14 protein-coding genes are annotated in these 14418 nt (G+C 65.4%); 10 read left to right on the plus strand and 4 right to left on the minus strand.

The window, feature by feature from the left end; translation table 11 throughout:
* Positions 1-439 precede the first annotated feature (439 nt).
* The 3 genes from QW845_RS01250 (at position 440) to gyrA (ending at position 4404) form a co-directional block, all read left to right on the plus strand.
* Positions 440-937 (plus strand): single-stranded DNA-binding protein, encoded by a 498-nt coding sequence (locus QW845_RS01250; protein WP_315711764.1) that lies wholly within the window; start codon positions 440-442, stop codon positions 935-937.
* A 152-nt stretch (positions 938-1089) separates the two neighbouring features.
* Positions 1090-1488, plus strand: coding sequence for a DUF2306 domain-containing protein (locus QW845_RS01255; RefSeq protein WP_315799856.1), 399 nt, complete (start codon positions 1090-1092; stop codon positions 1486-1488).
* Positions 1489-1659: 171 nt separating this feature from the next.
* On the plus strand, positions 1660-4404 hold the full coding sequence (gene gyrA, locus QW845_RS01260) for a DNA gyrase subunit A (RefSeq protein WP_315799857.1): 2745 nt from the start codon (positions 1660-1662) through the stop codon (positions 4402-4404).
* Positions 4405-4447: 43 nt separating this feature from the next.
* On the opposite strand, the gene QW845_RS01265 is transcribed toward gyrA, so the two are convergent.
* Positions 4448-4705 carry a hypothetical protein gene (locus tag QW845_RS01265; RefSeq protein WP_315799858.1) on the minus strand — a complete coding sequence of 86 codons (258 nt, stop codon included), beginning with the start codon at positions 4703-4705 and terminating at the stop codon, positions 4448-4450.
* A 292-nt stretch (positions 4706-4997) separates the two neighbouring features.
* Here QW845_RS01265 and coaD point away from each other — a divergent pair, with 292 nt between their 5' ends.
* From coaD to queA, 4 genes are all read left to right on the plus strand, one after another.
* Positions 4998-5492, plus strand: coding sequence for a pantetheine-phosphate adenylyltransferase (coaD, locus tag QW845_RS01270; RefSeq protein ID WP_315799859.1), 495 nt, complete (start codon positions 4998-5000; stop codon positions 5490-5492).
* Positions 5493-5560: 68 nt separating this feature from the next.
* Complete coding sequence (locus QW845_RS01275; protein WP_315711771.1) at positions 5561-6124, plus strand: peptidylprolyl isomerase; 564 nt, start codon at positions 5561-5563, stop codon at positions 6122-6124.
* Between the two features lie 291 nt (positions 6125-6415).
* Positions 6416-6880, plus strand: a complete 465-nt coding sequence (locus QW845_RS01280; RefSeq protein WP_315799860.1) for a peptidylprolyl isomerase — start codon at positions 6416-6418, stop codon at positions 6878-6880.
* 198 nt (positions 6881-7078) lie between these two features.
* Complete coding sequence (queA, locus tag QW845_RS01285) at positions 7079-8173, plus strand: tRNA preQ1(34) S-adenosylmethionine ribosyltransferase-isomerase QueA (RefSeq protein ID WP_315799861.1); 1095 nt, start codon at positions 7079-7081, stop codon at positions 8171-8173.
* A gap of 111 nt (positions 8174-8284) precedes the next feature.
* Here queA and QW845_RS01290 read toward each other — a convergent pair whose 3' ends face one another.
* Positions 8285-9310: an aspartate-semialdehyde dehydrogenase gene (locus QW845_RS01290; protein WP_315799862.1), complete on the minus strand. Its 1026-nt coding sequence runs from the start codon at positions 9308-9310 to the stop codon at positions 8285-8287.
* Positions 9311-9583: 273 nt separating this feature from the next.
* Here QW845_RS01290 and tgt point away from each other — a divergent pair, with 273 nt between their 5' ends.
* Entirely contained in the window at positions 9584-10738 is a 1155-nt protein-coding gene (gene tgt, locus QW845_RS01295) for a tRNA guanosine(34) transglycosylase Tgt (protein WP_315799863.1), read from the plus strand.
* Between the two features lie 175 nt (positions 10739-10913).
* On the opposite strand, the gene QW845_RS01300 is transcribed toward tgt, so the two are convergent.
* A complete protein-coding gene (locus tag QW845_RS01300) occupies positions 10914-11132 on the minus strand; it encodes a hypothetical protein (protein ID WP_315711782.1) in 219 nt (72 codons plus the stop codon).
* 489 nt (positions 11133-11621) lie between these two features.
* On the opposite strand from QW845_RS01300, the gene cysK reads away from it, so the two are divergent.
* Positions 11622-12584, plus strand: a complete 963-nt coding sequence (gene cysK / locus QW845_RS01305; protein WP_315799864.1) for a cysteine synthase A — start codon at positions 11622-11624, stop codon at positions 12582-12584.
* A gap of 2 nt (positions 12585-12586) precedes the next feature.
* Positions 12587-12826, plus strand: coding sequence for a BrnA antitoxin family protein (locus tag QW845_RS01310; RefSeq protein ID WP_315799865.1), 240 nt, complete (start codon positions 12587-12589; stop codon positions 12824-12826).
* Between the two features lie 74 nt (positions 12827-12900).
* On the opposite strand, the gene QW845_RS01315 is transcribed toward QW845_RS01310, so the two are convergent.
* A complete protein-coding gene (locus QW845_RS01315) occupies positions 12901-14361 on the minus strand; it encodes a caspase family protein (RefSeq protein WP_315799866.1) in 1461 nt (486 codons plus the stop codon).
* Between the last annotated feature and the right edge of the window lie 57 nt (positions 14362-14418).

Raw genomic sequence — 14418 nt, forward strand, 5'->3', positions numbered from 1 at the left:
GCTTTGGGCGTCTCCAAAATGGTCCCCGGAGACGCACGTCTGTGAAGTTGGTGCGACCACGCTTGCGGCCCCAATCCGTCCTCAAATATACGCGATTCAACCCTGGATACCGTCTCCCAAAAGCCACAGGCGGGGAGGAAGTGGGGCGATGTAAGCTGATGAAAGTTAATCGCTTTTTCGTGATTGACGGAACTTTTTCGCGGTTCCATTGGGTTCCATCGGGTTCCTTGGAACTCGACGCACGGTTGTAGACACAGGCGCGCGAACAAAACTGGAACAATGGCCGTCCGCCTGCTATATGTGGATAAACAATGGACGAGGCGGGTGGACCGCGCGGCAACCGTATAGGGTCCGCCGCGAGAGGAAGGGTTAGCCACCGGACGCCGTGAGGCCGGTGTGGACGGCCGGTCCGATGATCGAGAACCGCGGGAGAGTGGTGATGGCGGGTAGTGTGAACAAGGTGATTCTGGTCGGCAATCTCGGCAAGGACCCCGAGATCCGGCGTACGCAGGATGGGCGGCCGATCGCCAATCTGAGCATTGCGACGTCGGAAACGTGGCGCGACAAGGCGACCGGCGAGCGCAAGGAAAAGACCGAATGGCACCGTGTGGTGATCTTCAATGAAGGTCTCTGCAAGGTCGCCGAGCAGTATCTGAAGAAGGGCGCCAAGGTTTACATCGAGGGCGCGCTGCAGACCCGCAAATGGACCGACCAGAGCGGCGTCGAGAAGTACTCGACCGAGGTCGTCCTGCAGGGCTTCAACTCGACCCTGACGATGCTCGATGGCCGTGGTGGCGGGGGCGGCAGCTTCTCCGATGACATGGGTGGCGGCGATTTCGGCAGCAGCGGTCCGTCGATGGCGCCGCCGCGCCGCGCAGTCGCTTCGGCCGGCGGTGGCGGACGCAACAGCGACATGGACGACGACATTCCGTTCTGAGCCGCCTGCGTCCTCGGTCGATACAAGGTGGCTTCCGTCCGTGTCGGGACGGGAGCCGGGGCGATCACCTCGGGTCTCGCATTGCAGGCGATCGCGCGCGTCTGACGTTTCGTTCGCTTGAGCTGTGCGTAACCTGACCACCGGGGTGTTGCATGAGCTTCGCACCGCTGCTCGCCGCCGAGCCCGCCGTCCTGCTGCACGCTGTCGCCGCGATGACGGCGTTCGCACTGGGGCTGGTCCAGTTCGCAGCCCCGAACGGGACCTTGCCGCATCGAACGCTCGGCTGGATCTGGGTCGCTCTCATGGCCGCCGTTGCGGCCAGCTCGTTCTGGATTCACACCATCCGGCTGGTCGGTCCCTTCAGCCCGATTCACCTGCTGTCGCTCTATACGCTGGCCGTGCTGCCGGTTGCGGTGTGGGCTGCGCACCGCCATCGGGTGGGGCCCCATCGCCGGGCCATGATCACGCTGTTCTCCGGCGCCCTCGTGATTGCCGGACTGTTCACGCTCATGCCTGGACGGATCATGCACAAGGTGGTCTTCGGCCCATAGCCAAACAGGGTTCCCGGAGCCTGCCATGGGCGGCCGCGGCAACCGGTTAAGTCCCTGGAAAGGCGAGCAGAAAAAGCGCGCTCCGAACCCCCTTGGGGGTGGCTAGCGGCAGCGCCATGCGCTATATGATTCCAAGCGATTTTCGCGTGTCAAAACCGACCGGTATCCCCTTTGTCCGATAAAGAAGATGAGAAGCCCGGCGAGCCGGGCGGACCTTCCGACATTCGTCCCGTTTCCATCCTCGACGAGATGAAACGCTCCTACCTCGATTACGCGATGAGCGTGATCGTGTCGCGAGCGCTGCCCGATGCGCGCGACGGCCTCAAGCCCGTGCACCGGCGCATCCTGTATTCGATGTACGAGCAGGGGCACACGCCCGACAAGAAGTACGTCAAGTCCGCGCGCGTGGTCGGCGACGTCATCGGTAAATACCATCCGCATGGCGATCAGTCGATCTACGACGCCATGGTGCGCATGGCGCAGGACTTCTCGATGCGCGTGCCGCTGATCGACGGCCAGGGCAATTTCGGTTCCGTCGACGGCGATCCCCCCGCGGCCTATCGATACACCGAAGCGAAGCTCGCCAAGTCGGCGATTCCGCTGCTCGACGACATCGACAAGGACACCGTCGACTTCCAGGCCAACTACGACAATTCCGACAAGGAACCGTCGGTTCTTCCGGCCAAATATCCGAACCTGCTGGTCAATGGCGCCGGCGGCATCGCGGTCGGCATGGCCACCAACATCCCGCCGCACAATCTCGGCGAGGTGATCGATGCCTGCATCGCGCTGATCGACAATCCCGCGCTCACGATCGACGACCTCATCAACATCATTCCGGGGCCGGATTTCCCGACCGGTGGCATCATCCTCGGCCGCGCCGGCGTCCGCTCGGCCTATCATCTGGGCCGCGGCTCGATCATGATGCGCGGCAAGGTGACGATCGACACGATCCGCAAGGATCGCGAGGCGATCATCATCTCCGAGATTCCCTACCAGGTGAACAAGGCGACGATGGTCGAGCGCATCGCCGAACTGGTGCGCGAAAAGAAGATCGAAGGCGTCGCCGACCTGCGCGACGAAAGCGACCGCGACGGCTACCGCGTCGTCGTCGAGCTGAAGCGCGACGCCGTGCCGGACGTCGTGCTCAACCAGCTCTACAAGTTCACGCCGCTGCAGACGAGCTTCGCCGCCAACATGCTGGCGCTCGACGGCGGCCGCCCGCAGACGATGACGTTGAAGGACCTGCTGACGATCTTCGTCGCGTTCCGCGAGCGTGTCGTCACGCGCAGGACCAAGTTCCTGCTCAACAAGGCGCGCGACCGCGCTCATATCCTGGTCGGCCTTGCCGTGGCCGTCGCCAACATCGACGAGGTCATCCGGGTCATCAGGACGTCGCCCGATCCTGCGACCGCGCGCGAGGCGTTGATGTCGCGCGACTGGCCGGCGCGCGACGTCGAGGCCATCATCACGCTGATCGACGATCCGCGCCACCGTCTTTCCGAGGACGGCACCATCCGGCTGTCGTTCGAGCAGGCCAAGGCGATTCTCGACCTGCGCCTGCAGCGCCTGACGGCGCTCGGTCGCGAGGAGATTTCCGACGAGCTCGACAAGCTCAAGGTCGAGATCAACGACTATCTCGACATCCTGCGCTCGCGGGCGCGGGTACAGGGGATCATCAAGGACGAGCTCGCCGCTGTTAAGGCGGAGTTCGGCACGCCGCGCCGCACCGTGATCGCCGAGCAGGAAGGCGAGGTCGAGGACGAGGACCTGATCCAGCGCGAGGACATGGTCGTGACCGTGTCGCATGCCGGCTACACCAAGCGCGTGCCGCTGTCGGCGTATCGGGCGCAGCGCCGCGGCGGCAAGGGCCGCTCGGGCATGCAGACCCGCGAGGAGGATTTCGTCAGCCGGCTGTTCGTGGCCTCCACGCACACGCCGGTGCTGTTCTTCTCGTCGCGCGGCCAGGTCTACAAGGAGAAGGTCTGGCGGCTGCCGATCGCGGCGCCCAACGGGCGTGGCAAGGCGCTGATCAACATCCTGCCGCTGGAGCAGGGCGAGCGCATCACCACCATCATGCCGCTGCCGGAGGATGAATCCTCCTGGGCCAATCTCGACGTGATGTTCGCGACCACCGGCGGCAACGTCCGCCGCAACAAGCTGTCGGATTTCGTCGACGTGCGCCGCTCCGGCATCATCGCGATGAAGCTCGACGAGGGCGAAGAGATCGTCAACGTGCAGATCTGCACCGAGCGCGACGACGTCCTGCTCACGGCGTCGGGCGGGCAGTGCATCCGCTTCCCCGTCACCGACGTGCGCGTCTTCACCGGTCGGACCTCGATGGGCGTGCGCGGCATCGCGCTCGCCGGCGGCGACAAGGTGATCTCGCTGTCGATCCTGCGCCATGTCGAGACGACCTCGGACGAGCGTACGGCGTACTTGAAGATGCGCCGGGCGATGTCGGGCGATGCTGCCACCGAGGAGCCGGTCGAGGCCGAGGGCGAGGAGGCGGCCGCTGGCGCGATCCAGCTGTCGCAGGAACGCTATGTCGAGATGTCGGCGCAGGAGCAGGTGGTGCTGACCGTCTCGGTCAACGGCTACGGCAAGCGCACCTCGTCCTACGAGTACCGCACCACCGGCCGCGGCGGCAAAGGCATCGTCGCGATGTCGGTCAACAACCGCAACGGCAAGCTCGTCGCCTCATTCCCGGTCGAGGATGGCGATCAGATCATGCTGGTGACGGACAAGGGGCAGTTGATCCGTTGCCCCGTCGACGGCATCCGCATCGCGGGACGCTCGACGCAGGGCGTCATCGTGTTCGACACCGCCGATGATGAGCACGTCGTTTCGGTGGAGCATATCGGCGAGGAGGCCGAGAACGGCAACGGGAACGCTGACCAGGCGAATGGCGAATAGGGCGTAGCGAATAGCGGACGACGCAGGTCTTTCGCTGTTCGCCTCACTGCGTCCGCTCGACCGAGACCATCCTGGCCTCGCGGATGGTTCCCCGGGTTCCGGCGCTGCGCAGGCAGCCCGCCTCGAAGTTGGGCCAGGCCTGCTGCGAGCAGTCGCGGCCGATCGGGCGGATGTCCAGGCGGTCCGCCTTGGCCAGCGGACGCGGCACGCTGGCTTCGACCTGGGGAGCGAAGCCGGGCAGGAGGGTGATGCCGGCAGCCACCAAGCCGGCTGCTGCGACTGCAGATAGCGCTTTGATCATGACGGTCCCCTGTCTGGGCCGTTCGGCCCGTGTTCGTTAACGATTTGATAACCAGGTCGGGTTTCGAGACGTCTTCGCGGGACGGGCGAATTGGTTTCGTCTCGGCGCGAGCGTGTTTCATGTCGGATGTTCCGACGAAACAATCGCGGTAGCCGACCACGGTTCCGGCCCACCGGCGTCGCACCTCGTTCCATCGCAATGCAGTCTCTCGGCCGCTCTTTGCCCATCACAGCCACGCCAGCGCGCCTGACGGCGGCTTGCCGGCCTGTTCCGGGCGGTATAGGACGAGCGCATGCAACGCATTGCGCTCTATCCGGGCTCGTTTGATCCCGTCACCAACGGCCATCTCGATGTGGTCCGGCAGGCCGTCCACCTCTGCGACCGCCTGATCGTCGCGGTCGGCGTGCATCACGGCAAGAAGCCGCTGTTCTCGACCGAGGAGCGGCTGGCGATGGCGCATGAGATCTTCGGCCCCGTGGCAACCGCGGCGGGCTGCAGCTTCGAGGCTTCGACCTACGACAATCTGACGGTCACGGCCGCGCAAAAGGCCGGTGCGATCATGATGATCCGGGGCCTGCGCGACGGCACCGATTTCGACTACGAGATGCAGTTGGCCGGCATGAACCAGACCATGGCACCGCAGGTCCAGACGGTGTTCGTTCCAGCCTCGGTGGGTGTCCGTCCGATCGCAGCCACGCTGGTTCGCCAGATCGCCGCCATGGGCGGCGAGATCTCGCATTTCGTGCCGCCGTCGGTGGTCGAAAGTCTCAAGGCCAAGTTCAAGTGATCCTTCAGGCACCGGCCGCTTCCGGCGGTGCCTTCCTCTCCACATCGTCTCATGTCATCGGAGTTGCCATGATCCGCGCGCTCGCTTTCGTCTTCGCTCTCGTCTTCGCATTGCCGGCGCTGGCCCAGTCGCTGCCTGCCGGCCTCGACAAGCAGAATGCCCTGGTCATCGACACCACCAAGGGCCGCATCATCATCAAGCTGCGCACCGATCTGGCGCCACAGCATGCCGAGCGGCTGAAGACGCTGGCGCGCGAAGGCTTCTACAACAACGTGCCGTTCCACCGCGTCATGGACGGCTTCATGGCGCAGACCGGTGACGGCCAGAACTTCAATGGCACCGGCGGCTCGAAGTACCCGAACCTGAAGCAGGAGTTTTCGAGCACGCCGTTCAAGCGCGGCACCGTCGGCATGGCGCGCCGGGGCGATAGCGTCGATTCCGCCAACTCGCAGTTCTTCATCTGCTTCGGCGATGCCTCCTTCCTCAACGGCCAATACACCGTGATTGGCGAGGTCGTGCAGGGCATGGACGTCGTCGACAAGCTCAAGAAGGCGCCTCCGGGCTCCTCGGGCGGTGCCGTCACCGATCCGGACAAGATGGTGAAGGTTCAGGTCGCCTCGGACATCAAGTAGAGGCAGAGCAGGGGGACACCCGGGTCTCGCGCCCGGTTCCCTCGGGCTTTAAGGAACCTTTTGCCACGTCGCGGCGGCATGCCGATTCTGCCGGCCCGCCACATCGACAGGGCCGGTGGCTTCAGCTTTAAACGCATTGGGTCTATTCTGGACCAGCATCGCGGGCCTCGTCGTGCTCGGATTGCCGTCAGGAGGGGTGACGGCCGCACATGGGAAGGCGCCGCGACATTTCAGACCCAGGATTTGCTTTGTCCTGACCCCCGTCAATTCTACCAAAACCGAGAGACCAGCATGGCTGTGACCGAAAATACCTTGATCCTCGAGACCACCCAGGGCCCCGTCACCATCGAGATGCGTCCCGATCTCGCGCCCGGCCATGTCGCGCGCATCAAGGAGCTCGTCCGCGAGGGCTTCTACGACGGCATCGTCTTCCACCGCGTCATCGACGGCTTCATGGCGCAGACCGGCTGCCCGCAGGGCACCGGCACCGGCGGCTCCGGCAAGAAGCTGAAGGCCGAGTTCAACGCCGAGCCGCATGTTCGCGGCACCGCCTCGATGGCGCGTGCGGCCAATCCAGATTCAGGCGACAGCCAGTTCTTCATCTGCTTCGACGACGCCCGCTTCCTGGACAAACAGTACACGGTCTGGGGCAAGGTCACCGAGGGCATGGAGAATGTCGACAAGATCAAGCGCGGCGAGCCGGTGCAGAACCCGGACAAGATCGTGAAGGCCTACATGGCCGCCGACGCGGCGTAACCAACGACCCTCTCCATGAACACGCCTCTCGGCGTGTTCATGGTCGGTGTGCAGTACCGCCCTCGGCTTTTGACCCTCATGGTGAGGAGCGTGCGCAGCACGCGTCTCGAACCATGAGGCCACAGTCGGGCCTCATCCTTCGAGACGCGCTGACGCGCTCCTCAGGATGAGGTTTTCGACGGTCGTTCCAGAACGACGATGCGCACAGACCTCTTCGACTTTCAGTTGCCCCCCGAAAACATCGCGCTGCGGCCGGCGAGCCCGCGCGAATCCGCGCGCATGCTGGTGGTGCAGGGCGATGGCGTGCTGCGCGACCGCACGGTCGCCGACCTGCCGGACTGGCTGGAGCCGGGCGATCAGCTCGTCGTCAACGACACCAAGGTCATCGCCGCTCAGCTCTCAGGACGCCGCATCAGCCGCGAGACCGAGGCGAAGATCGAGGCGACCCTGATCAAGCGGCTCGACGGCTCGCGCTGGCAGGCGCTGGTGCGGCCCGCCAAGAAGCTCGCGCCAGGCGATACGATCCGTTTCGGCAACGAGGGCAAGGTCTGCCTGCTCGGCCATCTCGACGCCACCGTCGAAGCCAAGGGCGAGGAGGGCGAGCTGACGCTGTCCTTTGTGTTTCATGGGCCCGCGCTCGACCAGGCGATCGCCGATCTCGGCCGGCCGCCGCTGCCGCCCTACATCGCCGGCAGGCGGCCCGCAGACGAGCAGGACGCGACCGATTATCAGACCATGTTCGCGGCCAAGGAGGGCGCGGTGGCGGCCCCCACCGCCGGACTGCATTTCACGCCGACGCTGGAACGGCGGCTGCGCGAGCGCGGCGTCGGGCTGCAGCGCGTCACCCTGCATGTCGGCGCCGGCACCTTCCTGCCCGTGAAGGTCGATGACACCGAAGGCCACCGCATGCATGCGGAGTGGGGCAGTCTGACGCCTGAGACCGCCGCTGCGCTGAACCGGGCCCGCGCCCAAGGCGGCCGCATCGTCGCGGTCGGAACGACGTCGCTGCGGCTGCTCGAGAGCGCGGCGCAGCCCGACGGCACGATCGCACCATTCGAGGCGGAGACGTCGATCTTCATCACGCCCGGCTATCGCTTTCGCGCGGTCGACATCCTGATGACCAACTTCCATCTGCCGCGCTCGACCCTGTTCATGCTGGTCTCGGCCTTCGCCGGGCTCGAGACGATGCAGGCGGCTTACGCGCATGCGATTCAAAGCGGCTACCGGTTCTATTCCTACGGCGATGCGTGTCTGCTGTTCCGCCAACCGGACGAGCGGGTCGTCGAGCCGTAGAGCGCAGAAACGTAGGGTGGGCAAAGCGGCGCCGAAGGCGATGCGTGCCCACCGTCTATCACCCGCTTTCGCGGGTGATGACAGTGTTGGCGAGTAGGGTGCGTGGCCGCCTCACGCCATGGCCTGCTCCGGCAAGAGCTCGGCGATCTGCACCGCATTCAGCGCAGCGCCCTTGAGCAGCTGATCGGCGGCGACGAACATCGCGATCGAGTGACCTGACGGATCGGACAGATCCGTCCTGATGCGGCCCACCAGCACGTCGTCCTGGCCGGAGGCGTCGACCGGCATCGGGAAGTAGTTCTTCGCGCGGTCGTCGACCACGCGCACGCCGGGCGCGGTCGCCAGGATGCGGCGGACGTCGTCCTCGGTGATCGGCTTCTCGCATTCGAAGGTGATCGCCTCGCAATGCGCGCGCAGCACCGGCACGCGGACGCAGGTGACGCCGACGGCGATCCCTTCATCCTCGAAGATCTTGCGGGTCTCGTTGATGACCTTGGTCTCTTCGTCGTTGTAGCCGGTGTCGGGATCGATGGCCGTGTTGTGGCTGAACAGGTTGAAGGCGAACGGGTGCGGCATCACCTTGGGCGCATAGACCTGGCCGTTGAGGCTCGCGCGGGTCGACTGCACCAGCTCGTCCATCGCCGCCGCACCGGCGCCGCTGGCGGCCTGGTAGGTCGAGATGATCATGCGCTTGATGCGGTTCTTCTGGTGGATCGGCCACAGCGGCACCAGCGCCGTGATGGCCGCGCAGTTCGGGTTGGCAATGATACCCTTGTGGTCGCGGATGCGGCGGGCGTTGATCTCCGGGATGACCAGCGGAACGTTCGGGTCCATCCGGAAGGCCGAGGAGTTGTCGACCACCACGGCACCGGAGCGGACCGCAATCGGCGCAAACTTCTTGGAGATGCCGCTGCCGGCCGAGAACAGCGCGATGTCGACGCCTTCGAACGAGCGCTCGTTGAGCTCCTCGATCACGATCGTCTGGCCACGGAAGGTGAGGGTCTGCCCGGCCGAGCGGGCGCTTGCCAGCGCCTTGAGCTTGCCGACGCGGACATTACGGCGGTCCAGGGTGGCGATGAACTCGGCGCCGACGGCGCCGGTGACGCCGACGATGGCAATGGTGGGATCGTGAGGCACGTCTTCAAGTCTCCGGTTGGAATCTGGGCATAAAAAAAGCCCCGGACCTTCATCAGGCGGGGCTTCGGTTCGAAGATGGTCGCAATCGAGTTCGACTACGCGCGCACGCCTCCCGAGGCCCGCAAGGGCTTGGTGGTTTTCGTCGTGCGTTTGGTCGAGGTCGACATGGCGCCGGACCATAGGGGCGGCCGGAACCGCCGTCAACGGCCGAAAGGCACCAAAACAGCGCCATCGCGGTTGAATCGGGGGCGGTCCTGACGCAATAAGCCGGCCATGAGCTCCTCGGTCAGCGACCTTCCCAACCATTTCGAACTGCTCGGCACAGACGGCGCGGCCCGTACCGGCCGGCTGACGACTCCGCACGGCGTGGTGCGCACCCCGGCCTTCATGCCGGTCGGCACCGCCGGCGCCATGAAGGGCATCCACTGGCGCGACGTCCGCGAGGCCGGCGCCGACATCGTGCTGGGCAACACCTATCACCTGATGCTGCGGCCAACGGCAGAGCGCATCGCCGCCCTTGGCGGCCTCCAGCGCTTCACCGGCTGGGGCGGTCCGATGCTGACCGATTCCGGCGGCTTCCAGGTGATGTCGCTGTCGGGCTTGCGCAAGGTGACCGAGCAGGCGGTGACGTTCCGCTCGCACATCGACGGCGCGAAGATCGAGCTGTCACCGGAGCGCGCCATCGAGGTGCAGCGCCTGCTCAACTCCGACATCGCGATGCAGCTCGACGAATGCGTGCGGCTGCCGGCCGAGCGCGACGATATCGAGCGCGCGATGCGGCTGTCGCTGCGCTGGGCCGAACGCTGCCGCCGCGCCTTCGAGAAGGCGCCGGCAGGCTACATGCTGTTCGGCATCGTGCAGGGCGGCGACGTGCCCGCACTACGCGTCGCCAGCGCGCAGGCGCTGGTCGACATCGGCTTCCACGGCTATGCGATCGGCGGCCTGGCCGTCGGCGAGCCGCAGGCGGTCATGCTCGAGATGATCGAGGCGACCGCGCCGGCGCTGCCGGCCGACCGTCCGCGCTACCTGATGGGCGTCGGCACGCCTGACGATCTCCTGGAGTCGGTCCGGCGCGGCATCGACATGTTCGACTGCGTGCTGCCGACCCGCAACGGCCGCCACGGCGTCGCCTACACGCGCTTCGGGCCGGTGAACCTGCGCAACGCGCGTCATGCCGACGATGACAGGCCGCTGGATGAGGAGAGCCCGTGGCCGGCGGCGCGCAGCTATGCCCGCGCCTATCTGCATCATCTGATCAAGGCGGGCGAGGCGCTCGGCGCGACGCTGCTGTCGGAAATCAACATTGCCTATTTCCAGCAATTGATGGCCGGGATGCGCGAGGCGATTGCACAGGGGCGGTTCACGGAATTCTACGAGCGCACCAAGGCCGATTGGGCGCGCGGCGACATCGCCTCGCGCGCCGGCTGACGGCCGCTTCAGGTGAAGGCCGTCAGCTTGTTGTGAGCCCGGCCCTGTGCGCCGGCCCTCATGAAATTGTGCTGATCATGCACTGCCGACCGGCTCGATGGCCGACGGTTGCGTTATCCTCGGCCATCGAACGGCCGTGACATCACGTCGCGGAACTCTCTCGCCCTGGGGCCGTTCAGTTGCAGACGAAGCGGCTTTTCACGGAGTGCTTGGTGACGAAGCCATAGCCGCAGGTGTCGCAGGTCCAGAGATAGCTGATCGCATTGTCAGCCAAATATGCCGACGCCTCCGCGGCAATCATGGAGTCGGCGCAGACCGGGCATGTCGGCAGATCGCAGCCGCGGGGATTCGGGCGGGCGGTTGCGGTCGACACGAGATCAGCGAGTGCTGACATATTGACCTCCTGGACGATCTCTTTGTTGGCGATCTCTGCTTGAACGACGTCAATTTCGAAAAGGGTCGATTTCGAACAAGTCGCGTTCGAACGGGTCTATTTCCGACGAGTCCAACTTTCGCGGATATCAAGTCCGTCACACAAAGAGTTTTGTCTGGGTGGTCTGTTCTTATATCTATTCTACAACGGCGCTTTCGTTTGGCACGAACGCCCCGATTGTATCACTCCGAAGATGACATCTTGCTGATGTCCGCCCGGGTTGCAGTCGACCTGCACCGTGAATCTTCATCCGGCTAAAATCAAGCATACACCGAGTTTATTGACCTTGTCGCAACACAAATGCGTTGGTTTTTCGCAATTTAGCCACGACTTGTTGTGCGCCGCGATCGTCCTAAGATCGCGCAAACGTGCTTGCGCAGCGCAACAGGCTCGCTGAAGATGGTCAGAAGCGTTGTCGACGTCGCGCGGGGCGCGCAGAGGAGTGATTTCATGGAGTCGTCAGCACAGCGTCCAGGACGCGGGCGCGTATTTGATTCAATTGTCGACGCGTTCGGCAATACGCCGATTGTGCGGTTGCGAAAGCTGCCGGAGCAACATGGAGTCAAGGCGACCATCCTCGCCAAGCTGGAATACTTCAATCCCGCCGCGAGCGTGAAGGATCGGATCGGCGTCGGCATGATCCTGGCGATGGAGCAGGCCGGCGTGATCAAGCCCGACACCGTGCTGATCGAGCCGACCTCGGGCAATACCGGCATCGCGCTGGCCTTCGTCGCGGCGGCGCGTGGCTACAAGCTCAAACTGGTGATGCCGGAGTCGATGTCGGTGGAGCGGCGCAAGATGCTCGCCTTCCTCGGCGCTGAGATCGTGCTGACGCCGGCGTCGCAGGGCATGAAAGGCGCCATCGCCACCGCCGAGGAGTTGTTGCGGACGACGCCGAACTCGGTGATGCCGCAGCAGTTCAAGAACCTCGCAAACCCGGACATCCATCGCCGCACCACGGCCGAGGAGATCTGGAACGACACGGCGGGCAATATCGACGTGTTCGTCGCCGGCGTCGGCACCGGCGGCACCATCACCGGCGTCGGCCAGGTGCTGAAGTCGCGCAAGCCCGGTCTCAAGGTCGTCGCGGTCGAGCCGGAGGAGAGCCCGGTGCTGTCGGGCGGCCAGCACTCGCCGCACAAGATCCAGGGCATCGGCGCCGGCTTCGTGCCGGACATTCTCGACCGCTCGGTGATCGACGAGATCGTCAAGATCAACAGCACCACCGCCATCGAGACCTCGCGCGCGCTGGCTCGCACCGAGGGCATTCCCGGCGGGATCTCCTCGGGCGCGGCGATTGCAGCCGCGATCGAGATCGGCAAGCGGCCGGAGAGCGCGGGCAAGACGATCCTGGCGATCGTGCCGTCGTTCTCGGAGCGCTATCTGTCCACCGCGCTGTTCGAGGGGATCTGATCATGGCCGACCAGCCGCGGCGTCCGCGCACGCTCGCTGACGCCCGTACCGAGGCCGAGGCCGCGTTCAAGAAGGTGACCACCAAGCCGGTGGAGGCGCCGCCGAAGAAGGCGGCGGTTCCTGGTGTGCGCGAGCAGGTGACGTTGCGGATCGACCAGGACGTTCTCGAGCACTTTCAGTCTCAAGGGCCGGGCTGGCAGGACCGCATCAACGCGGCGCTGCGCAAGGCGGCAGGGCTCTGAGGGGCGGCTGCATTCTAACGAACAAGCCCGGAGCTCGTGCTCCGGGCTTTTTTACGGGGGAAAGACGAAGTCGCTTACCGGCGCAGCGCGCTGCCGAGCACACCGCCCATCATGCCACCGATGAAGGCGGCGCCGGCGGCGTTGCCCGAATTGTCCTGCGGCGGCGGATTGCGATAGACCGGCGCACCCTGAGGCGGCGGGCCGCCGGCAGCCACGTTGCCGGCCGGCTTGGCGCGGCGCGGCCTGGCCTCGTCGCCGACTGCGGCGGTCGCCGGCGCGGGCTGCGGCTCTGCCAGCAGCGCCTTGTGCTGCAGCTTGGTCAGGAATCCAGTCGATGGATAGCCTCGGGCCGCCTGCCAGCGCTTCATGACACCGCGGGTCTGGTCGTCGAACACGCCGGTCATCCTGGTGTCGAAGCCAAGACCGGTCAGCCGCCGCTGCACGTCGCGGCGCTTGGTCTTGTCGAGGCCGATCTGATCCTCGCTGACCTGAGTGCCTTCCTCGGTGTAGGTGGCGGGATCGACGCCCTTGGCGACGTTGCGAGTGGCGGTGTTGATGGCGCCGCTCTCGATCGCGGCGATGCGCGCCATCGCCAGCGACTTGAACTGCCCGTTCGGGTAGGTCGAGAGATAGGCGTTCAGCTCTTCCGGCTTGTTGGAGTCCTTCACCGAGCGCCAGAATTCGAGCTCGGCTTCGCCTGCGGTCACGGTGGCCGTCGCGACGGCCGGCGTCGTCCCGGCCGTGGCGGCCGTTGCAGCAGGGGCCGCCGCCGGGTTGAGGTAGACGGCGCCGATCAGGTTGGTATGCCCCCAGGGCAATTGGCCCTTGCTGGTCTCCTCATTGACCTGGGCGCGCACGGCGGTCATGGCCTGCTGGATCTCGATGCCGGGCTGGGCGATGTGCGAGATCAGCGCGCGGGTGAACGGGCTGTTGGCGCCGGCCTCGCCGTCGAGGGCGGTCTGGCCCGGGCCGGTGGCGAACGCGATCAGCGTACCCTCGCCGGACTTCATCTCGGCCAGGCCGGTCTGCACCGACACGCTGCGGGTCGGCGAGTTCGACTTGATCTTGGCGGCGAACGGATTGTCGCGGCAGGCATCGAGGAAGACGAGCTTGACCTTGGCGTCGCCCATCGTCTGGTCGAGCGTCACGTCGATGTTGATGGCCGAGCCCAGCTTGACGTCCATCTCCGATTTCAGGTCGGCGTCGACCGGCAGCAGGTAGTTGGTGCCGGCGATCGCAATGCCGTGTCCGGCGTAATAGAACACCGCGATATCGGCGCCCTGCGCCTTGCGACCGAAATCGAGCAGCTTCTCGGTCATCTTGTCGCGGGTGAGATTGGTGCCCTCGACGACGTCGAAGCCGACGTTGCGCAGGGTGGCCGCCATGGCCTTGGCATCGACCGGCGGGTTCGGCAGTTGGGCCACGCTCTTATAGGCGCCGTTTCCAACGACAAAGGCGACCCGGCGGTCGGCCTTGGCGGCTTCAGCGGTCAGCACCACGCAGAGCAGGGACAGGGCGACGGTGAGATAGCGCATCAGGAGATCCCCCAACGATCAAGCGAAGCGTTCACTGCAGCATTTGTCGCGGATCGG

This window comes from Bradyrhizobium sp. SZCCHNS3002 (genome assembly GCF_032377435.1).
Lineage (GTDB): Bacteria > Pseudomonadota > Alphaproteobacteria > Rhizobiales > Xanthobacteraceae > Bradyrhizobium.